We start from the raw sequence: 20,158 nt of genomic DNA on the forward strand, positions 1-20,158 counted from the left end.
CCACATCATGGCACCGATGATCTTCGGCGGGATCGCCGGATCGTGTCAGCTGTCGATGCGTTCGGGGGCGGCGTTTGCACGTTCGTCTATTCCTCGCCGACGGAAACAGCGACGACGCGGAAGGCGACCACCTCCGGTGCCGCGAACACCACCGGTACGGCGGACCGAACGGTCGCCGACCCTGACCGAGTGCGGGAGGACGCCGCGCCGGTGTCCCGAATCGCCCCTCCCACGCCTGCGGGCACCGATGGCGCCCCGGCAGCCACGCCGACGGCTTCGTCGTGGTCTTGTCCGCAACGGCAGCGGACAGGCATGCCGGTGACGTTCGTGGGTAAGCGGCTGCCCGCAGTGGCCGAGGAGGGGGACCCATGGGTGACGCGGCGGCGGGACGGTCCGGAGCATCCGCAGGAGTGGTCGGTCCGACCGAGCGCCTGGCTGCCGAGGTGGCCGAGGTGGTGCGGGAGGAGATCCGGCAGGTACGCGCCCATGTGGTGCGGTCGGCCCGTCCGGCGGGCGCCGGCCTGGCGCTGCTCGCCACCGCCGGCGGGTGTCTCGTCCTGGGGGCCGGGGCCGCCTCGGCGACCGCGCTGCGCGTGCTGGAGAGCTTCCTGCCCCGCCGGCTGGCCACCGCGGGACTCACCGCGGGCTACTTCGCTGCCGCCGTGGTGCTGGGCCGGGCGGGCCTGCAGCAGCTGCGGGCGGCCGGCGGCGGCTCGGCCTGGCTGGCCGACGAGATGCAGGACGCCGTCTCCGCGACCGCGAGCCAGGTGGTGCCGGCCGGGGCCGCCGCCGTTCGGGAGGAACTCGACCGGTGGGGTTCCGCCCGACGGGACGGGTGACCTCGACGGCCGCGCGCGCGTCGGCCGTGGCGTCGCCGGTGAGCCCCGGACACGTGAACCTCGCCCTGGGTCGAGGGGCCGGCAGGCATAGGCGGTGCAGGCCCGGGTAGCTGCCACCCATGGCGCGATACACGAAGCCCGAACTCAGGGAGCAGCTCAAGGAAGAGATCAAGGCTTCCGACAAGGGCGGCAGGCAGGGGCAGTGGTCGGCGCGTAAGTCGCAGCTGCTCACCCAGGAGTACAAGAAACGCGGCGGCGGTTTCCAGGGCCCCAAGGACGAGCGGCAGAAGTCCCTGCAGCGTTGGGGCGAGGAGAAGTGGCAGACCAAGGAGGGCGACACCCGCGCGCGTCGCGACGGCACCACGAGTCGTTACCTGCCGAAGCGGGCCTGGGAGGAGCTCTCCGAGGGCGAGAAGCGCGCGACGGACAACAAGAAGCGCGCGGCGTCTCGATCCGGCAAGCAGTACGTGTCCAACACCGGGTCGGCCAAGCAGGCGCGCCGGGACGCCACCACGGCCGGCCGGCTGTCGGAGCTGCCGGTCGCCGAGGCGGCCAAGCTCGTCCGCGGCCTCGACACCGGGCAGCTCAAGACCGCCCTGCGGCGCGAGCGCGAGGGCAAGGCGCGTAAGACGCTCCTCCAGCGCCTCGAAGCGGAACTCGGCCGGCGGTGATCGGAGCGGGTCACGAACAGCGGCCACCCGAGAGCCGGGTGGCCGCTCTCCCTGCGCAGAGGCTTCGCCTTCCCCGGCCCTGACCAGGTCTCGTCAGCCGGGTGACGAGGTCCGGCCGGCCCGGTGCAGCCCGAGCAGGGCGACCAGGGCGAGGAGGATGACGGCGACGGCGAGCTCGATGGCGGTCCGGGGCAGGCCGCCGCCGTAGACCACGAGGAAGCCGGCGATGACGGTGGGCAGGCCGAAGCCGACGTACGACACGATGTAGAGCACGGAGAGCACACCGGCGCGTTGGTGCGCCTCGACCAGCGGCAGGACCGTCTTGAGGCTGCCGGTGAAGCCACCACCGAAGCCGATGCCCCCGAGCGCGATGCCGACGAAGAAGCCGGCCAGGGATTCGGCGGCGATCGACACCAGCGTGATGATCATGCCCAGGATGAGGGCGGCGATCGCCGTGTGCATCACGGTCCGCGCGGCGGCGTTGCGCAGCAGGAGGATGGCGCCGACCCCGAAGAGGGAGAAGACGAAGACGACCAGGCCGCCGACCACGATCGACATCTCCATGAGGGCGCGCACGAGCGCCGGGCCGAGGGCGAGGAAAAAGCCGGCCAGCGCCCAGACGGCGAAGACCACCGGGGCGACGGCCAGTACCGGCCCGCGGACGGCGCGGGGCAGCGTGACCTGCGGCCGCAGGCTCTGCAGCGCCCCCTTCATCGGCGTGACCGTCTCCGCCATCAGCGCGACCCCGATGCCCTGGATCAGCAGGACGACGAGCAGGACCACGTACACCAGTCGGGTCGGCGCGGGCAGGAACTGGACGAGCAGCGCCGAGAGCAGAGCACCGATCCCGGTGCCGACACCGGGGGCGAGAGCGTTCGCGAGCGTGCCGCGGGCGCGGTCGATGTCGAGCATGGCGGCACCGGCGGTACCGATCGCGGCGCCGGCCGAGAGCCCCTGCACGATGCGGGCGACCACCAGCGCGGATACGCCGTTGGCGACGATGAAGATGACCAGCGAGACCGCCTGGACGGCGATCGCCACGAGCAGCACCGGCCGCCGCCCGACGTGGTCGGAGAGCTTGCCGACCGTGAGCAGGGAGGCCAGCACCGCGACGGCGTAGACGGCGAAGATCACCGTCGTGGAGATCGGCGAGAACTGCCAGCGCATCTGGTAGATCTCGTAGAGCGGGGTCGGCGCCGCCGATGCGGCCACGAAGCTCACGAGGATCGAGGCGAGCAGCAGCAGGGCGACCTTCGGCGAGAGACGCCTCGTCTCGGCGGTACTCATCAGACGTGCTCCTCGGGTGAGCTGCGAGCGGCGGTCCGGCACGGAGGCGGACGGTGTCTAGGGACCGAAGGTGAAGGCGTACGCGCGCAAGCCGGGCCGGTCGGCGACGAGGGTCAGCAGGTGGTCGTCCCGGGACGCGGCGGCGACGAGCCGGATCATGGCGGCCCGGTCGACGTGCGCGATCGCGTCCGGGTCGACGTCGGCGCCGCGCTCGTCGCCGATCGGCTCTCCGTCGAGCAGCACCCTGACCGCGGCCTGCCCGGCGGGCCCGGGGTCGACGACGAGGTTCACCTCGCCGGCGTTGAAGGGCACGGCCAGCTCGCCGGTGCCGCCGGCGAGTTCGACGTACTCCTTGCTGGTCGCCCAGTCGCCGCTCAGGGCGAACGTGCCCGGCAGGCTGCGCGCGGCGCCGAGGTACGTCTCGGGCGTGACGCCGACGTACGAGGGCGGCCCGGTCCGGGCGAAGGTCATCGTCTCCTGGCTGACCGGCGGGAGCCTGGTGCCGGGCGCCCGGATCTCGAGAAGCCGCCGGATCTCCGACTCCACCCGCTCGTAGCTGCCCTCGCCGACCCACCGGTCGACGAGCCTGCCGTCCGCGTCGAAGAGGTACTTCGCCGGCCAGGCGTCGTTGCCGAGGGCCCGCCAGAACGTGAAGTCGTTGTCGATCGCAATGGGATGCGTCAGGCCGTGGTCGCGGATCGCCCGGTCGATGTTCTCGGCGTGCCTGCCGAACTCGAACTCGGGCGCGTGCACGCCGATGACGGTCAGCCCCAGGTCGGCGTAGTCGCGGTGCCACGCCTTGACGTACGGCGCGGTGCGGATCCAGTTGATGCAGGTGTACTCCCAGACGTCGATCAGGACCACCCGGCCGTGCAGCGCATCCGGGGTCAGCGGCGGCGAGTTCACCCACCGCTGGCCGGCGAAGGTCGGAAGCCGCATGGCCACCGCGGTCACCGCGGCGACCGGGAGGTGGCCGGGAGGTGCTCCGCGGTCCGCTGCGCGGTGGCGCCCGGGACGACGATCCGGCACGGGCGTACGACGGTCGGCATCGACATGAGACTCCCCAGTCCGCTGGGTTCCTGGACCTGCCCGGGTGCGGGCGACGGAAGACGATCGAGAGCGGCGCGGGCCGCCCGCCCCCGCAGGGCGGCGTCGCGCCCTGACCGCCGCGCGAGCGGTGCCCCCGGTGCCGCCGGTGGTTCCTCGCGATGTCGTGCTCAGCGTAGCCACGCGTCAGGGCGCGCGAGCCTGAAAGCCGAGTTCATCCCGCTCCGGTGGTCCCTCCTGGGGGCTACCGGACGCCGCCGGTCACCCACTCGTGCCGCCCGGTCCGTCCGGCCGGCCCGTCGCGCAGTGCGCGGTGAGAACCTTCGGTGTCCGATCCCGTGCACGGGACTCTCGCACAATTCCGCGGCACGGCAGCGATTCCTGACCGCTTTTGTATATCCGCCGGGACGGTGCCCCGGAAAACGGCGCTCCCCGCCCGGCGAAAAGCGGGGAAGAAGTCTGGTTTGGGGCTCCGGCCGGGGGTACTGGATCGGCACCGACAGACAGAAAAGAGAGGTGCCACATGATTGGCCAGGAGCATGCGACCACTGTCATCGGCCGTGAGGTCTTCGACCGCGACGGCGACAAGATCGGCACGGTAGGCCAGGTCTGGGCCGACGGGGCCGGCCAGCCGGCGTGGGCCAGCGTCCGTACCGGCTTCTTCGGGATGAACGAGTCGCTGGTGCCCCTGCAGTCGGCGGCGCTGGACGGTGACCGGCTGACCGTGCCGTTCGACAAGGGGCGGGTGAAGGACGCGCCGAACGTCGACGTCTCCCACGACGAGCCGCTCAGCGGCGAGGAGGTCGCCGACCTCTACCGGCACTACGGCCTGAGCTGGGACGAGTCCTACCGGGACCACGGCTCGGCCGGTTACTCCGGCGCCGACGCGTCCTACCAGGCCGGCGCCGGGCACGACACCTCCGGTCCGAACACCGACGACGCCATGACCCGCTCGGAGGAGCGGCTCCACGTCGGCACCGAGCGGGAGCAGGCCGGCAAGGCGCGGCTGCGTAAGTACGTGGTGACCGAGCACCAGCAGGTGACCGTGCCCGTCCAGCGCGAGGAGGTCCGGCTGGAGCGCGAGCCGATCACCGACGCCAACGTCGGCAGGGCGATGGACGGCCCGGCCATCAGCGAGGAGGAGCACGAGGTCACGCTGCACGCCGAGCGGCCCGTGGTCGCCAAGGAGGCCGTGCCGGTCGAGCGGGTCCGCCTGGGCAAGGAGACCGTCACCGACACCGAGACCGTCGGCGGCGAGGTCCGCAAGGAGCGCATCGAGGCCGACCTGCCCGACGAGGGTCGCCGCGACCTGAACTGAGTGCCGCGAAAATGCGGTGCCGCCTCCGAAATTGGTGCGGAGGTGGCACCGCATTTCCGTGCGTGGGATCCGATGGTCGGAGGAGTCTTGGGTGTCACGTGGGCGGGTAGATCGGATCCTGGAAATGCTTCTATAGGCATGGAGGGCGATTCGATGAAAGACAATTTTGGCGACGCGGTGGGTGACGCGCTTCCGCTCAGTGATGTTGTTCCTGCCCAAGGCGGTCGCCTTCGTGGCGATCCTGGTGGTGGGCTGGCTGATCGCCAAGGCCGTACTGAAGATCGTGGACAAGGTCCTGGAGCGGGTCCACTTCGACCGGGCCGTCGAGCGGGGCGGCATCAAGACCGCGCTGGCCCGGTCGAAGTACGACGCCAGCGACATCGTGGCCAAGCTCGCCTACTACGGGGTCCTGCTGGTCACCCTGCAGCTGGCCTTCGGCATCTGGGGCCCGAACCCGATCTCCGACCTGATCCGCGGCGTGGTCGCCTGGCTGCCGAAGGCGTTCGTCGCCATCGTCATCGTGGTCGTCGCCGCCGCGATCGCCAAGGCCGTCAAGGACCTCATCTCCAGCGCCCTCGGTGGCCTGTCCTACGGCCGGGTGCTGGCCACCATCGCCTCGGTGTTCATCCTCGGCCTGGGCATCATCGCCGCGCTCAACCAGATCGGTGTCGCCACCGCGGTCACCACTCCGGTGCTGATCGCCGTGCTCGCCACCGTCGGCGGCATCCTCGTCGTCGGCGTCGGCGGCGGCCTGGTCCGGCCGATGCAGAGCCGCTGGGAGAACTGGCTCACCCGCGCTCAGGAGGAGTCGCAGACCATCGCCGCCCACACCCGCGCCTACCAGGCCGGTCGCCGGGACGCCGAAGCGGCGATGGCCACCATGCCGCCGGCCCAGCCGGTGGGCGGACCGGGCGTGGAAGCCGGCAACGAGGCCACCATGGTCATCCCCGAGGCGGGCCGCGCCAACTACCGCTGATCGTCGACGATCGAACGAGTGGAGGGCGGGCACCGGTCCTCCGGACCGGTGCCCGCCCTCGCGCTGTGCGCACCCCGCGCACCGTTGGCGGCGCCGAGGCGTCAGGCAGCGACGGCCTGCGCGACGACGTGGGTGTCCTCGTACAGGTGCAGACGGACGATCTTGCTGTTCTGCACGGTGAAATGGAAGGCCACCGGCGTGGTGAAGGTCCGGTTGTTCGCCTTCACCGTGTGGGTGAACCGGCCCAGCCACACCGCGTCGTCGCCGTCGACGAGCAGCTTGTCGAACTCGACGACGCTCTTCCCGGCGACGAGGGCCGGCCAGAGCAGCGTGAAGTACTCGGGTACCTCCCGGCGGTGGGTGCGACGCCCGGTCCAGGGCAGGCTTTCGTCACCCGGGACGTACCAGTCGATCTCTTCGGCGAAGACGTCCGCGATGCGGTCCGGATCGCCCGCGCCGAGCAGTTGGAAGAAGGTCTGGACCGTTTCCCGGACCGTTGCCTCCCGAGCGGTGCCATGCGACATCAGAAACTCCGTATGGGGACAGGCGGTGGCGTCGGCCACCGCGAGAGTGGAACTGTGCGGTCAGCTGCGGAAGCCGGTCGCATCCGCGCTGCTCACCGCGCGTCGAGGACCTGTTCGGCGTACGCCCAGAGCCGGTCGGCGGCGGCCGGGTCGACCGCGTGCTCGGCCACGCCGGTGCTCGGCTCCGGGCCACCCGGCACGACCTCCGCCTCTTGGTTGTCGTCCTCGAAGTAGCGGCCGCTGACGCCCTCGACCAGTGGCGACGCGGCGAGCAGCACCGAGGTCGCCGCGCCCTGTGCCGGGCTCTTGTAGTACGACGGCGTGACGAGGTTGCCCGCCTCGTCCATCGCCCCGAAGGCGCGCATCGTGTCGGCGTCGAGGTGGCGTTGCAGGTTGGTGTGGACGTACCCCGGCGTGAAGGCGTTGGCGGTGATCCCGTCGCCGGCCCACCGCCGCGCGATGCCGACCGCGAGCAGGACGTCCGCGGTCTTGGACTGGCCGTACGCGGTCCACGGGTCGTACGCGCGCCGGGTGAACTGCGGGTCGTCGAAGTCGACCCCGGCCCGCAGTTGAGCGCCCGAGCTGACCACCACGACCCGGGCCGACCCGGCGGCCCGGAGGTTGTCGCGCAGCCCGCGGGCGAGCGCGAAGTGGCCCAGGTAGTTGGTGGCGAGCTGGAGTTCCCAACCCTCGGCGGTCAGTTGCCGCTGCGGCACCGCCATGATCCCGGCGTTGGCGATCAGGGCGTGCAGCGGGCCCTCCCAGCCGGCGACGAACGCGTCGACCGAGTCCAGGTCGGCCAGGTCGAGCGCCGCGGCCCGGACGGCGCCCGGGGCGGCCGCGGCGAACTCCTCGACCAGGCCCGCCGCCCGTGCGGGCTCACGGGTGGCGACGGTGACCTCCGCCCCCGCTCCGGCGAGGGCACGCACCGTTTCCGCGCCGATGCCGGAGGCGCCGCCGGTGACGATGATCCGGCGCCCGGTGAGGTCGACACCGTCGAGGATCTCGGCGGCGGTGGTCCGGGCGGTGAACGGGGTGGTCACGCGCGTGGTGCTGGTCATGGCGGCAACGCTACGAGCGCTCGGCCCGGACTGCCTATAGTCTGAACTCTTACATTCTTTCGTGTGCGTCCAAGGGGGCAGGGATGGACCCGTTGGAGGACGTGCTGTCGCTGTTGCAGGTGTCGAGCTATCTGTCGTGCGGTATGTCCGCCGGCGGGCGCTGGGCGGTCGCCTTTCCGCCGCCGGCCGGGCTGAAGTTCAACGCCGTTCGCCGGGGCGACTGCTGGCTCCGGGTGGACGGCCTGCCCGATCCGGTCCGGCTTCACGAGGGCGACTGTTTCGTGCTGACCCGGCCGCGCCCGTTCACCCTCGCCAGCGACCTGGCGCTGCCGGCCGAACCCGCGCATCCCCTCTTCGCGGCGGCCGGGGACGGCGTGGCCCGGGCCGGAGAAGGCGATGAGGCGTTCCTGATCGGCGGTGGGTTCGACTTCGTCGGGCGGGCTCGCGAGCTGCTGCTCGACGATCTGCCGCCGGTCCTGCACGTGTCCGCCTCGACCCCGGAGGCCGCGACGGTGCGGTGGGCGGTGGGGGAGATCGACGTCGAACTGCGGCGCCGGCCGATGGGGGGAACGCTGGTCGCCGAACACCTGGCGCTGGTCATGCTGATCCGCATCCTGCGCCTGCATCTGGAGCGCGATCCGGGCAGAACGGCGGGCTGGCTGGCCGGGCTGGCGGACCCGACGGTCGCCGCCGCGCTGCGCGGCATGCACGCCCGGCCCGCCCACCCCTGGACCGTGGCGGAGCTGGCCCGAGCCGCGGCCGTCTCCCGGTCCACGCTGGCCGCCCGGTTCAAGGACGTGGTCGGCAAGGGTCCGCTGGAGTACCTCACCCACTGGCGGGTCGAGCTGGCAGCCGAGCGGATCCGCCGTGGCGAGACCCTCGCGACCGTCGCCCGGTCCGTCGGCTACGGCTCGGAGAGCGCCTTCAGCGTGGCCTTCAAGCGGACCATGGGCTGCTCTCCGCGCGCCTACCGCAGCCGGCTCGCCCACGGGAGCTGAGCCCGGATGCATTGCACTTGCATTGCGAAGCGCGTACCCTGACTTCGCAATGCAGCCGCATTGCCAAAGGGTGGGGGTGCCACGTGCGGGTGATTGCGTTGTCCGAGTCGACCGCCGGCCTGGCCCACCTGGTGGGTGGCAAGGCCGCCGGACTGGGGGAGATGGCCCGGTCGGGTGAGCGGGTGCCGGAGGGCTTCTGCGTCACCACCACCGCCCACGAACTCGGGGTGATCCCGGAGGACGAGGTCGCCGAGGCGTACGAACGGCTCGGCGCGGGCCGGGTGGCGGTGCGCTCCAGCGCGACGGCGGAGGACCTGCCGGACGCCAGCTTCGCCGGCCAGCAGGACACGTTCCTCGACGTCGCCGGAGTCCCGGACCTCCTGGCGGCGATCCGGGCCTGCTGGGACTCGCTGCACCACGACCGCGTCGTCGCCTACCGCGACGCGCACCAGATCGACCAGCGGTCGGTGCGCATGGCCGTCGTGGTGCAGCGCATGATCGACCCGGTGGTCGCGGGGGTGCTGTTCACCGCGAACCCGCTCACCGGTCGCCGGACGGAGATGATGGTGGAGGCCGCCGCGGGGCTGGGCACCGCCGTCGTGGACGGCAGCGCCACCGCCGAGCGGTACGTCCTCGACGGCTCGCCACCGACCGGCGCCGGCCTGCTCACCGCCGCCCAGCTCGACGAGCTGCGGGCGGCGGGCCGACGGCTGCAGGAGCACTTCGGCGGGCCACAGGACGTCGAGTGGGCGTACGACCGGGAGGGCGTCCTGTGGCTGCTCCAGTCGCGGCCCGTCACCACCCTGTTCCCGCTGCCGCCGGAGACGGGGCGAACAGCTCCCCGCGTCTACCTCGAATTCGGACACGTGCAGGGCATGCTGCAGCCCGTCACCCCGATGGGCATGTCCACCTTGAAGTCGCTGGTGGCGGCGATGCTTGCTGCCGTCGGCCTCAGCGTGGAGATCACCGACATCGGCGGCCGGCTGTACGGCGACCTGACCGACCTCGCGCGCCACCCGTCCGCGCGCAAGCGACTGGTCAAACTGATGGCGGTGGACTTCGGCCCGCGCGCCCAGGCGGTGATGGAGCACGTCCTCGCCGATCCGCGATTCGCCCCGCAGCCCGGCGCCGCCCCTCGCCGCGCCGGGACGGGGCCTGGCCTGCGGATCGGGCTGCGTGCCGTGACCGGGGTCGTCCGGGCGCTGGCCCGCCCGGAGGCCGCCCGGATCCGCCTGCTCCGCGAGGTCGAGCGACTGAGGATCGCCTCGGCCGCTCCCGCCGGGCTGGACACCGCCGCCGAGCGGCTGCGGTTCGTGCGTGCCGTGGACACCTCGGACGGCTCCGACGAGATCGTCTGGCCGATCGTCGCCGGCATGCTCGCGTCCGCGCTGCCGCCCGTGCTGTTGCGGGGAGTGGCCGGCCCCGACGAGATCAACACGGTGCTGGGCGGGATGCCGCACAACGTCACCATCGAGATGGACCTGGCGCTGTGGGCGTTGAGCCGACAGGCCCGCGAGCACCGGGAGCTGCTGCTCACCACCGCGCCGTCGGAACTCGCCGAGGCGTACGCCCGGGGAACGCTGCCCGACATCGGCCTGGCGGCCTTCCTGGACAGGTACGGCCACCGCGGCGCCGCGGAGGTGGACCTCGGCGTGCCGCGCTGGGCGGAGGACCCCACCCCGGTCTTCGCCGCCATCGCCAACTACCTGCGGGTCACCGACCTGGAGCTGGCCCCCGACCGCCGGTTCGCCCGGGCCGCGGCGACCGCCGAAGTCACCCTGGAACAACTCTCGGTCCGGGCGCGCCGCCGCCGGCCCGTCCGTGGCCGCCTCGCCGGCTTCCTCCTGCGCCGGGCCCGGATGCTGGCCGGGCTGCGCGAGGCCGGCAAGTTCGCCGGCCTGTACCCGTTGCGGGAGATGCGCCGGCAACTGCTGCTCGTCGGCGCCGAACTGGCCCAGCGGCAGCTGCTGGAGCAGCCCGACGACATCATGTTCCTGACCCTCGACGAGGCGGAGACCGCCGTGCACGACGGTGCCGACCAGCGGTCGACCGTCGCCGCCCGACGCGCGGTGCACCGGCGGGAACTGCGCCGCCGGAGCGTCCCGGTGGCCGTGCTCTCCGACGGCACCGACGTCGAGGCCGTCCTGGCGCCTGCACCGGCCCCGAGCGGCGCGCTGCGCGGAGTGGGGGCAGCCGCCGGCCGGGCGACCGGACCCGCCCGGGTCGTGCACGACCCCGCCACCGCTCACATCGAACCCGGCGAGATCCTGGTCGCGCCCACCACCGACCCGGGCTGGACACCCCTGTTCCTGACCGCAGCCGCGCTGGTCACCGAGACCGGCGCGATCATGGCCCACGGTCCGACCGTCGCCCGTGAGTACGGCATCCCCGCCGTGATCTGTGTCCCCGGCGCCACCCGCGCGATCCGCACCGGGCAGATCGTCACGGTGGACGCCGCCGCCGGCACGGTGACCATGGCGACCGCACCGGGCGAGGGTGGTGCCGCCCAGCGGCCGGCGATCAGCGGCTCGCTCGGCACCGCCGTCTGAGGCCGTGCCGAGCGAGGCCCGGGTGGGTCACGCACCACGAGGTGTCGGGGCCCACCCTCCGCTCAGGTGGCGACGTTCTGCAGGGCCGCCGCGAGCTTCTTGAGGTCGATGCCCGCCAGGTGGTCGAGGAAGTTCCGGCGCACTGCGGCGAGGTGGGCGGGCCAGGCCTGCTCCAGGCGGGCGAAGCCCGCGTCGGTGAGGACGGCGTTCCAGCCCCGGGCGTCCTCCTCGCACCGGACCCGCTGGACGTACCCCTGGCTCTCCAGCTTCTGCACCACCCGGCTCATGCCGCTGAGCGACATCTCGCAGGCGGCGGCCAGTTCGCTCATCCGCAACCGCCGCTCGGGCGCCTCGGAGAGGTGCATCAGGGTCAGGTACTCGATGGCGGGCAGCCGCTGGGCGCGGACCATGTCGGCGTCGATCGCCCGGGGCAGGGCGTAGATGACGCGGTTGAGGGACCGGACGACGGCCTCCTCGTCCGGATTGAGCGGTTGCACCCCTTCCGGGGTCGGTGACGGCTGCGATGTGACGACGGACATGACTCCAGCGTACTTGCTTGACGAAGAAAATGCGCGGCCTATAGTTGCGACGCGAAGCAAGAACACCTGTCCGGGTGTTCTCCACCGAGAGGAAACGCAGATGACCAGGATCGGAATCATCATCGGCAGCACCCGACCGGGCCGTAACGGAGCCGCCGTCGGACAGTGGGTCCACGAGGTCGCCGCGCAGCGCAGCGACGCCGAGTTCGAGATCGTCGACCTGATCGACTACAAGCTGCCGCACCTCGACGAGATCTACCCGCCGTCGATGGGCCAGTACCAGCAGCCGCACACCCTGGCCTGGGCCAGCAAGATCGCCTCGTTCGACGGCTTCGTCATGGTCACCCCCGAGTACAACCACTCCACCTCCGGTGCCCTGAAGAACGCCATCGACTTCCTCTTCGCCGAGTGGAACAACAAGGCCGTCGGCTTCGTCAGCTACGGCGCCCTCGGTGGTGCCCGCGCCGTCGAGCACCTGCGCCTCGTCGCCGGCGAGCTGATGATGGCCGACGTCCGCGCCCAGGTCGCCCTCTCGCTGTTCACCGACTTCGAGAACTTCAGCACCTTCAAGCCCGGCGACCACCAGCGCGACGCCCTCACCACCACCCTCGACCAGGTCGTCGCCTGGAGCCAGGCCCTCGCCCACCTGCGCAAGTGATGACGTCGCCTTCCGGCGCCAGCCGGAGGGCGACCCGTCAGCTGTCCGGTTTGTGCCGGCGCTGACCGGTATCGAGGAAGGCCGCTTTCGAGCACCGGCCGCTCAGCGTGGCGCGGCTACTGCTCGGCGCGGCCTTTCTCCATGTCCGGGTAAGAACGGCCCGGGCCGGCCGGACCCGGCCACTACCGCGGCGGGTCCGGCCGCGGGGTAGTCCGCCGTCGCCGCTGCGGGGGCACGTCCGGCCCGGAAGGGTCGAGCCGTTCGACCCGGATGGGGTCGCCCCGGACCAGCTCGTCGTGGACGCGTCGGCGGGCGGCGGTGACGGCCCGCCCCGCCGCCTCGTCGCCCTGCGCGATGCGCTCGCGCAGCAGCCGCAGGGCGATCCGGCGATTGAGGCTGAACTGCCGCTCGGTGTCGACCACCACGACCAACCCCGTGGGGCGGTGGGTGGCCCGTACCGCCGTGCTGGCCTTGTTCCGGTGCTGGCCGCCGGGACCGCCGGTGCGGCAGGCGACGACGTCGACGTCCGCTTCGACGAACGGCGTCCGCGGGGTGTCCACCCGGCACGGTCGGGCGATGACGTACCAATTCTTCCGGCCGACGCCGGCCCGGTAGGGGCTCGGGGCCTGCAGGCACAGCGTTCCGGTCCAGGTACCGGCGAACTCCTCGGCGCCGGTTCCGTCGATCCGGATCAGGACCGATCGGTAGGTCTCGGGCCGGTCACCGGGAAAGGTCTCGACCCGATGGATCTCCAGACGGTGCCGGACGGCGTCGGCTTCCAGGCGCCCCAGCAGCCGGGCCAGCGCCCAGGCACACTCCTGCGGGCCCCGCCCCGCCGACAGCAGCAGGTGGACGCTCACTGCCGGCCTCGCGTACGGCGGTGGTCGCGGCGCTCCGGCCGGCTCGTGGACCCGAGCTCGGGCGTCTTGTAGGTGACCAGGGGAACCGTGGTGGCCACGGGCGTGGCCAGCTCGTGATCGACCAGGTCGGCGATCACCTGCTCGATGCGCTTGTAGGCGGTGGGCGCCTCCTCGAAGAGAAGCTGACGGTCGCCGCACACCACCAGCGACCCCACCGGCGTACGGCGCAGCTCCTCGACGGTGTGCTTGGCCCGGCCGCGGCGCAGGGCGTCGGCGCGCGACATCTTGCGGCCCGCGCCGTGCGCCACCGAGTGGTTCGCCGCCGGGCCGGCGTGGGCGGCCACGAGGTAGGAGGCGGTGCCCCGGGTACCGGCGATGAGCACGTCGTGGCCGTCTCCCGGCGCCGCGCCCTTGCGGTGCAGGTAGGCCCCGTCGCGGATCTCCACGAGGTTGTGGCACTGGTCGACGATCGGCTCGGTGGGCTCGGCACCCAGGGCGTGGGCGACCCGGGCGGCCAGCAGCCGCCGGTTGAGTGAACCCCAGCGCACGGCGTCGTCGTGCTGCGCCAGGTAGCCGGCGGGATCGGGGGCGGGGCCCGCGCCGTGGACCTCGGTGTGCGCCCGCAGGATGCGCTCACCCAGCCCGCGGGAACCGCTGTGGACCACGAGCACGAGGTCGCCGGCGGCGATGCCGAGGCGGCTCGCGTCCTCCGGCGCGAAGACGGAGCCGACCCGGGCCAGCTCGACGAAGTGGTTACCCCGGCCGACCGTCCCGAGCCCCTCGACGTGGCCGGCGGGGATCTCGCCCGGCACGACCGCCCAGGCCGGGTCGTCGGCATCCTGCTCGGGGTCGAGAGCGCGGTCGAGGTCGGGGAACCGGGCGGCCAGCCGCTCGGGCACGGCACGCCGGAGCCTGATCGGGAACACGGAGATGCCGCACCCGATGTCGGAGCCCACCAGGAACGGGTAGAGCACGGCCGACGTCATGGCCGCACCGATGGGAGCGCCCTTGCCGGGGTGCAGGTCCGGCATGGCGGCGACGTGGATCATGCCGTCGAGGGCGGCCACCTGATGGCACTGCGCGACGGCGTCGGACTCGATCCAGCTTCGCGCGGACGCGAACACGGTGACCGTGGCGGCACCGGCGGCCGGGGCGGACTGCGGCAGGGACTCCTGCCGAGGGAGTTGCTCGGACAAGACGTTCTCTTCCTGATCAGGATGTGGACGGACGGCAGCACGGCGCGCGTCGGCGCCGGGGAGCCTCGGGGGAGCGGGGTGCGGTCCGTCAGAACGTCATGGGCAACACCTTCCCCGAGCCGCGCGCAGGCGACAACCGGATTTCGCCCCGCTGCCCGCTGTTACACGCCAGTTACCCCACGGTGAAGCTGCTGCCGTGGACGCGTCCCACCGTGAACTCGACGTCACCGGCGACGACGCCGGGGAAGCCATCGGAGCGGGATCACAGGAGGAGACGATGAGGATCAGAAGTGGACTCATGGCGCTGGTCGTCGTGCTCGGCGGGCTGGTGGCCGGCGCGGGCACCGGCACGGCGGCGACCACCAGGGCCGCGGCGACGGGATCGCCGTACTGCGGGATCACCTGGGGCAGCGGGGAGAAATCGGCCGGCACGCTCAGCGGCGCGCCGCTGATCAACGTGCGTACCGGTCGGCACGACTGCTTCGACCGGGTGGTGTTCGAGTTCGCCGGGCCGGTGAGCGGCTACACGGTCACCTACGGCGAGACCTGGACCGAGGGCGAGGGGCTGGCGCTGTCGCCGTACACCGCCGGGGGCGCGCTGCTGCGGGTCTCGCTGCAGGCCCCGGCGTACGACGACGGGCACGTCGCCACCGTCCCGTACCGGGTCGGCGAGCACGCCGCGAACGTGCTGCGCCACCAGACGCTGCGGGACGTCGTCTTCGGTGGCAGCTTCGAGGGTTACACCACCTTCGCGGTCGGGGTGCGGGCCCGGCTGCCGTTCCGGGCGTTCGTGCTGGCGGGCCCGGGCACGCACAGCCGGATCGTGCTCGACGTCGCCCACCAGTGGCAGGAGTGACCCATCGGGGCGGGGGGGCCCGGCGCCGGCCGGGCCCCCTCGCTGCCGTCGGCCGGGCGACCACGCGGTGACGGTCGACACCTTGACAACCTGACACTACGCGCAAGAATTGTCAGCATGTCAGAGACCGTCGTACTGATCACCGGCTGCTCGTCGGGTATCGGCCGGGCCACCGCCCAGCGCCTGCTCGCCCGCGGCTGCACCGTCTACGCCACCGCCCGCCGGATCGACTCCCTCGCCGACCTCGCCGCCGCCGGCTGCCACACCCTGGCCCTGGACGTCACCGACGAGGAGTCCATGACCCGGGCCGTGGCCCACGTCGAGGCCGCCCACGGCGCGATCGACGTCCTGGTCAACAACGCCGGCTACGGCGAGTACGGGGTGATCGAGGAAGCCGACCTGGACCGGGTGCGGGCGCAGTTCGAGACCAACGTCTTCGGGCCGGCCCGGCTCAGCCAGCTGGTGCTGCCGGTGATGCGCCGGCAGGGCGGCGGCCGGATCGTCAACGTCGGCTCGATGGGCGGCCGGCTGGTCTTTCCCGGCGGTGGCTACTACCACGCCAGCAAGTACGCCGTGGAAGCCATCACCGACGCCCTGCGGTTCGAAGCCGCCCCGTTCGGCGTGCAGGTCAGCCTCATCGAGCCGGGCCTGATCCGTACCGGCTTCGGCGGCACCGCCGCCGGCACCCTGGCCGGCAGCGCCGTCCACAGCGGCCCGTACGCCACCCTCAACAAGGCCGTCGACGAGTCCATGGCGCGCGGCTACGCCAACCGCACCATGTCGGCGCCGCCCGAGGCCGTCGCCCGGGCCGTCGAGCACGCCGCCACTGCCCGCCGCCCCCGCGCCCGCTACGTCGTCACCGCCGCCGCGAAAATCATGGTCCACACCCGCCGCCTGCTCGGCGCCCGCGTCTTCGACGCCTTCCTCCGTACCCAGTTCCCCGTCCGCTGAGCCCCGCGATCGACCACCCGAGGTGGACGGCATTGCGCCCTACGATCGGGCGACCACGCGCGACAGGTAGGAGGCAGCAATGACGAGGACGGCCGGTTCGGCGGTGCGGGCTCTGCGCACGGAACGACTGGCGTTCCTGGCCACGGTGGCGTCGTTGGACGAGGAGGTGTTCGAGTCCGGCCCCACCCTCTGCGCCGGATGGGCGCCCCGCGACGTGCTGGCACACGTCGTCGGCATCGACGACCAACTGGGCCATTACCTCAGGGCCGGCGGCAACGTGGGACGCGCCAACGCGCGGATCGTGGCCGCGCAACGCACCCTTCCGCGTACCGAACTGCTGCGCCGGGCACGCGACTGGGCCGAGCGGCCCCGGTGGACCGCCCGGCTGGCAGCCGGGTTCCTCCTCGGCGACCTGGCCGTGCACCACCACGACGTGCTGTTCCCGCTCGGCCGCAGCCGGGAGATCCCCGAGGCGGTGCGGCGGGCCATGCTGCGGGAGGGGACCATCCTCGGGATCCGTCGGCTGCGGCACCACCGGGTCGTCTCCACGGACCTGGGCGTGGCCCGGGGGCGCGGGCCGGTGCTGACCGGCAGCACGGAAGCGATCGCCATGTGGCTGGCCGGCCGCGACGCCTACCGCCGGCACCTGCAGCCCGCGGAGCTGTAGCGGTGACGGCAGCGGCCCCGCCGGTGCTGCCGCCGACGCGCACCCGGGGCGGCCGTACCGGACCGGGGTCGACGGACGGCGGCCCGATGGCCCCGCACGGGCCCGGCGGCGCTCGTAGGGTGTGAGCATGGCTGAGCGATCCCTGACTCTGATGGCGGTGCACGCCCACCCCGACGACGAGGCGACGAGCACCGGTGGTGTCCTCGCACGCTACGCGGCGGAGGGGATCTCGACCGTCCTCGTGACCTGTACCGACGGGGGATGCGGCGACGGCCCCGGTGGGGTCAAGCCCGGCGATCCGGGGCACGAGCCGGCCGCCGTGGTGGCGATGCGCCAGGCCGAACTGGAGGCCAGCTGCGCGGCGTTGAAGATCGGTCACCTGGAGACGCTCGGCTACGCCGACTCCGGGATGATGGGTTGGCCGACCAACGAGCTGCCCGGATCGTTCTGGAGGACACCGGTCGCGGAGGCGGCGGACCGGCTGGCCGAGCTGATGCGCCGCCACCGCCCGGACGTGGTCGTCACCTACGACGAGAACGGCTTCTACGGCCACCCGGACCACATCCAGGCGCACCGCGTCACGATGGCGGCGGTCGCGCTGACCGGCATCCCCGCCAAGGTCTACTGGACGACGGCGCCGCGCTCCATGATCGAGGACTTCGGCCGGGTGATGAAGGAACTGGGCGTCGAGTGGGCGGAGCCGGAGGTGACGTCCGAGCCGGGGCCGCAGATCGGCCTGCCCGACGAGGAGATCACCACCTGGGTGGACACCAGCAGCTACGGCGCGCAGAAGTTCGACGCGCTGGCCGCGCACTCCAGCCAGAGCGAGAACATCTTCTTCCTCCAGCTCGGCCGGGAGCGGTTCACCGAACTGATGGGCGTGGAGACCTTCGTCCGGGTGCACGACACCACGAACGCGCCGCTGCCCGAGGACGACCTCTTCGCCGGCCTGCGCTGAGGTCCGAACGCCGTCACCCGCCCGGCAGTACCGACCGCACGCGTTCGCGGTGCCCTATGCTGCGCGTCACGAGTTCCCCCTCCCGCACGTGAGGACCGCAGATGAGGCGTCGATCGGCTGCCGTCGCCGCGCTGGTCGCCGCCCTGGTCGCCGGGTGTGCCGCGCCACCGGCGGGCACCGACGGCGACCTGGTCGACGACTGGGGCCGGCCGGCGGCCGCGCAGCAGTTCGTGCCCCGGGTCGGCGACTGCCACGCCGTCTCCGAGCCCACCGTCGACAACTACGAACCGGTGGACTGCGGGCAGACCCACCTGCTGGAGACGATCCACGTCGGAACGTTCACCGGCGATCTCGCCCGGCGTCCCACGCCGCCCCGGTTCTGGTCGACGGTGATGCGGCCCGCGTTCACCGAGTGCGACGCCGCGGCGCGGGCGTTCGTCGGCCGGGACTGGCGCGACGGGCGGGTGGCGGTGCAGGCCGTACCCCCGTCGACGCAGGGCTGGCAGGGGGGCGCGCGCTGGTTCCGCTGCGACGTGTTCCTGCTGAGCGGCCACAGCAGCGCCAACGGATCCAGCGACTCGATCATGAGACGGACCGGCAGCCTGCGGGGCGCCATGGCGGGAGCGTCCCCGCTGACGCACACCTGTTTCGACCTCGACCAGTGGTACACGCTGGAGGCGAGGCCCTGCGCCGGCCCGCACCGCTACGAGTACGTCGGCGTCTGGACCTCCCCGCTGGAACGACGCGCGGACGTCGACCGTGACCCGGAAGCGGTGCACGCCCGGTGCCGGGAGCTGGTCTACCGGTTCGCCGACGTGCCGGCGGACCGTGCGGTACGCACCGGGACGCAGTACAAGCTGCCGTCGGAGCAGGGCTGGGCACGGGGGGACCGGGGGGTGCGCTGCTTCCACTGGACGGGCGGTCGCACGGTCAGCCAATCGGTGCGCGGCCGCGGCGCCTCGGCCATCCGGCTCTCCTGACGCCGCGACCGCACCGGCGAACGCGCCCTGGTCCGCGTCCGGACCGGTCAGACGCGGGTCAGCCGGACGGCGTCGGCGATGACCAGCCCGCCGGAGGAACTCCACCGGCTCACCGCCACCCGGTTGGCGTCCCCCGCCGGGAGGGTAAAGGTGCCGAGGGAGCGCCACTGCCCGCCGTTCGACCGCTGGTCGACGTAGACGGTCCGGTTGCCGGTGGTGGTGGCGACGACGTACGGGGTCGCGCCGTTGTAGCCGGTGTTGGCCGGCCACCAGGCCTCCACCCGGTAGCTCGCCGTCGCCGGGACGTTGAACTTGTACCAGGCGGCGTCGCTGGCCGCGACCGGGTCGGCGTAGCGGTAGTCGGCGCCGTAGCGCTGCCCGGAGAAGGACGAGACGCCCCAGTTGGCACTGGCGCTGAACCGGCCCGCGGTGGCGTTGTCCACCACCGAACTCCAGGGGGTGCCGCCGCCGGCCATCCGCGCCGCCACGTCGGCCCGCATCACGTTCAGGTCGATGAACGACGGGTCGATCTTGCCGGAGGTGCTGGTCTCCCGGTGCCCTCGGGCGTGGCTGGCGTCGCGGCCCAGCCGGGTCAGGACGGCGGCGGTGGCGGCCAGCGACGCCTCGTACTGCGCCGCCGTCATCTCCTGGTTGACCCCGTTGTAGTCGATCTCCCAACCGATCATCAGGGTGTTGCCGTCACCGGCGGGGATCGGCCCGCTGCCGCCGCTGGTGCCGGCGTGGTTGCACCGGCCGGCGGAGATCACGTGAAAGACCCCGTGATAGTCGACGAGGGCCTGGCAGAGCGGCCCGGGCAGGTCGGACCGGCCGTTGATACAGATGTTGAGAGCCGGGTGCGGGTTGCCGGCGCTGGAGGTGGCTGCGGTGTGGTGCCACAGCACGCCGATGGGGTCGAAGGAGCCGGGGCGCATCCGGTTGAGCCAGTCGCCCTCCACGACGACCTGGACGCCCGCGGCCCGCAGGACGTCCACCAGCCAGGGGATCGTCGCCATCAGGACGCCCCGAGCAGGTCGGCCAGGCACTCGACCTTGCCGGCGGCGCTCGCCTTGGCGGGCCGGACGGTGGTGGCCAGGGTGGAAGCGGTCAGCAGCAGGGGGATGCCGAGGACACCTCGGCGCGGGAGACGGATGGATCGGGCGGTGGCCATGGCGCTCCTTCAGCGACGCGGGGGTGCCGACAGAGATTGACGCTCGTCGTGACCG

General features: G+C 72.6%; 21 protein-coding genes. 12 read left to right on the forward strand and 9 right to left on the reverse strand.

The genetic code is table 11. The features are described 5' to 3' along the window. Positions 1-410 precede the first annotated feature (410 nt). Complete coding sequence (locus ACSNN7_RS00255) at positions 411-839, forward strand: phage holin family protein (protein WP_436678435.1); 429 nt, start codon at positions 411-413, stop codon at positions 837-839. 119 nt (positions 840-958) lie between these two features. Continuing rightward, positions 959-1,510, forward strand: a complete 552-nt coding sequence (locus ACSNN7_RS00260) for a DUF5872 domain-containing protein (protein WP_436678436.1) — start codon at positions 959-961, stop codon at positions 1,508-1,510. Between the two features lie 93 nt (positions 1,511-1,603). On the opposite strand, the gene ACSNN7_RS00265 is transcribed toward ACSNN7_RS00260, so the two are convergent. Then, positions 1,604-2,797, reverse strand: coding sequence for an MFS transporter (locus ACSNN7_RS00265; RefSeq protein WP_436678437.1), 1,194 nt, complete (start codon positions 2,795-2,797; stop codon positions 1,604-1,606). A gap of 57 nt (positions 2,798-2,854) precedes the next feature. Further along, on the reverse strand, positions 2,855-3,736 hold the full coding sequence (locus ACSNN7_RS00270) for a redoxin family protein (protein WP_436678504.1): 882 nt from the start codon (positions 3,734-3,736) through the stop codon (positions 2,855-2,857). Positions 3,737-4,367: 631 nt separating this feature from the next. On the opposite strand from ACSNN7_RS00270, the gene ACSNN7_RS00275 reads away from it, so the two are divergent. Together ACSNN7_RS00275 and ACSNN7_RS00280 are read left to right on the forward strand one after the other, a co-directional pair. Continuing rightward, entirely contained in the window at positions 4,368-5,162 is a 795-nt protein-coding gene (locus ACSNN7_RS00275) for a DUF2382 domain-containing protein (RefSeq protein ID WP_436678438.1), read from the forward strand. A gap of 163 nt (positions 5,163-5,325) precedes the next feature. Continuing rightward, a complete protein-coding gene (locus ACSNN7_RS00280) occupies positions 5,326-6,138 on the forward strand; it encodes a mechanosensitive ion channel family protein (protein WP_436678505.1) in 813 nt (270 codons plus the stop codon). Positions 6,139-6,239: 101 nt separating this feature from the next. Here the strand turns inward: ACSNN7_RS00280 and ACSNN7_RS00285 are convergent, their stop codons facing one another. Together ACSNN7_RS00285 and ACSNN7_RS00290 are read right to left on the reverse strand one after the other, a co-directional pair. Then, a complete protein-coding gene (locus ACSNN7_RS00285) occupies positions 6,240-6,701 on the reverse strand; it encodes a nuclear transport factor 2 family protein (protein WP_436678439.1) in 462 nt (153 codons plus the stop codon). 53 nt (positions 6,702-6,754) lie between these two features. Then, complete coding sequence (locus ACSNN7_RS00290; protein ID WP_436678440.1) at positions 6,755-7,723, reverse strand: SDR family NAD(P)-dependent oxidoreductase; 969 nt, start codon at positions 7,721-7,723, stop codon at positions 6,755-6,757. Between the two features lie 83 nt (positions 7,724-7,806). Between ACSNN7_RS00290 and ACSNN7_RS00295 the strand changes: the two genes are divergently transcribed. Together ACSNN7_RS00295 and ACSNN7_RS00300 are read left to right on the forward strand one after the other, a co-directional pair. After that, positions 7,807-8,721, forward strand: coding sequence for an AraC family transcriptional regulator (locus ACSNN7_RS00295; protein ID WP_436678441.1), 915 nt, complete (start codon positions 7,807-7,809; stop codon positions 8,719-8,721). 89 nt (positions 8,722-8,810) lie between these two features. Continuing rightward, on the forward strand, positions 8,811-11,270 hold the full coding sequence (locus ACSNN7_RS00300) for a PEP/pyruvate-binding domain-containing protein (RefSeq protein ID WP_436678442.1): 2,460 nt from the start codon (positions 8,811-8,813) through the stop codon (positions 11,268-11,270). Positions 11,271-11,332: 62 nt separating this feature from the next. On the opposite strand, the gene ACSNN7_RS00305 is transcribed toward ACSNN7_RS00300, so the two are convergent. Further along, positions 11,333-11,809, reverse strand: a complete 477-nt coding sequence (locus ACSNN7_RS00305; protein ID WP_436678443.1) for a MarR family winged helix-turn-helix transcriptional regulator — start codon at positions 11,807-11,809, stop codon at positions 11,333-11,335. 100 nt (positions 11,810-11,909) lie between these two features. Here ACSNN7_RS00305 and ACSNN7_RS00310 point away from each other — a divergent pair, with 100 nt between their 5' ends. Then, on the forward strand, positions 11,910-12,467 hold the full coding sequence (locus ACSNN7_RS00310) for an NADPH-dependent FMN reductase (protein WP_436678444.1): 558 nt from the start codon (positions 11,910-11,912) through the stop codon (positions 12,465-12,467). A gap of 182 nt (positions 12,468-12,649) precedes the next feature. Here ACSNN7_RS00310 and prfH read toward each other — a convergent pair whose 3' ends face one another. Both prfH and ACSNN7_RS00320 read right to left on the reverse strand, forming a co-directional pair. Beyond that, positions 12,650-13,327: a peptide chain release factor H gene (gene prfH, locus ACSNN7_RS00315; protein WP_436678445.1), complete on the reverse strand. Its 678-nt coding sequence runs from the start codon at positions 13,325-13,327 to the stop codon at positions 12,650-12,652. Further along, entirely contained in the window at positions 13,324-14,523 is a 1,200-nt protein-coding gene (locus ACSNN7_RS00320) for an RNA ligase RtcB family protein (protein ID WP_436678446.1), read from the reverse strand. The genes prfH and ACSNN7_RS00320 overlap by 4 nt, the downstream gene beginning before the upstream one ends. A 277-nt stretch (positions 14,524-14,800) precedes the next feature. Here ACSNN7_RS00320 and ACSNN7_RS00325 point away from each other — a divergent pair, with 277 nt between their 5' ends. The 5 genes from ACSNN7_RS00325 (at position 14,801) to ACSNN7_RS00345 (ending at position 18,935) form a co-directional block, all read left to right on the forward strand. Next, entirely contained in the window at positions 14,801-15,379 is a 579-nt protein-coding gene (locus tag ACSNN7_RS00325; protein ID WP_436678447.1) for an AMIN-like domain-containing (lipo)protein, read from the forward strand. Between the two features lie 117 nt (positions 15,380-15,496). After that, positions 15,497-16,330 (forward strand): oxidoreductase, encoded by an 834-nt coding sequence (locus tag ACSNN7_RS00330; protein ID WP_436678448.1) that lies wholly within the window; start codon positions 15,497-15,499, stop codon positions 16,328-16,330. 79 nt (positions 16,331-16,409) lie between these two features. Further along, on the forward strand, positions 16,410-16,997 hold the full coding sequence (locus ACSNN7_RS00335; protein ID WP_436678449.1) for a maleylpyruvate isomerase family mycothiol-dependent enzyme: 588 nt from the start codon (positions 16,410-16,412) through the stop codon (positions 16,995-16,997). 127 nt (positions 16,998-17,124) lie between these two features. After that, positions 17,125-17,955 (forward strand): PIG-L family deacetylase, encoded by an 831-nt coding sequence (locus tag ACSNN7_RS00340; RefSeq protein ID WP_436678450.1) that lies wholly within the window; start codon positions 17,125-17,127, stop codon positions 17,953-17,955. A 101-nt stretch (positions 17,956-18,056) separates the two neighbouring features. Beyond that, positions 18,057-18,935, forward strand: coding sequence for a septum formation family protein (locus ACSNN7_RS00345; protein WP_436678451.1), 879 nt, complete (start codon positions 18,057-18,059; stop codon positions 18,933-18,935). A gap of 47 nt (positions 18,936-18,982) precedes the next feature. On the opposite strand, the gene ACSNN7_RS00350 is transcribed toward ACSNN7_RS00345, so the two are convergent. Continuing rightward, the gene (locus ACSNN7_RS00350; protein WP_436678452.1) at positions 18,983-19,948 is read right to left on the reverse strand and encodes an N-acetylmuramoyl-L-alanine amidase; all 966 of its coding nucleotides are present in this window, start codon (positions 19,946-19,948) and stop codon (positions 18,983-18,985) included. Further along, positions 19,948-20,103, reverse strand: a complete 156-nt coding sequence (locus tag ACSNN7_RS00355) for a hypothetical protein (protein WP_436678453.1) — start codon at positions 20,101-20,103, stop codon at positions 19,948-19,950. Before ACSNN7_RS00355 ends, ACSNN7_RS00350 begins: the two co-directional genes overlap by 1 nt. Between the last annotated feature and the right edge of the window lie 55 nt (positions 20,104-20,158).

Origin of the sequence: Micromonospora sp. URMC 105, from assembly GCF_051386295.1 — a bacterium.
Classification (GTDB): domain Bacteria; phylum Actinomycetota; class Actinomycetes; order Mycobacteriales; family Micromonosporaceae; genus Micromonospora.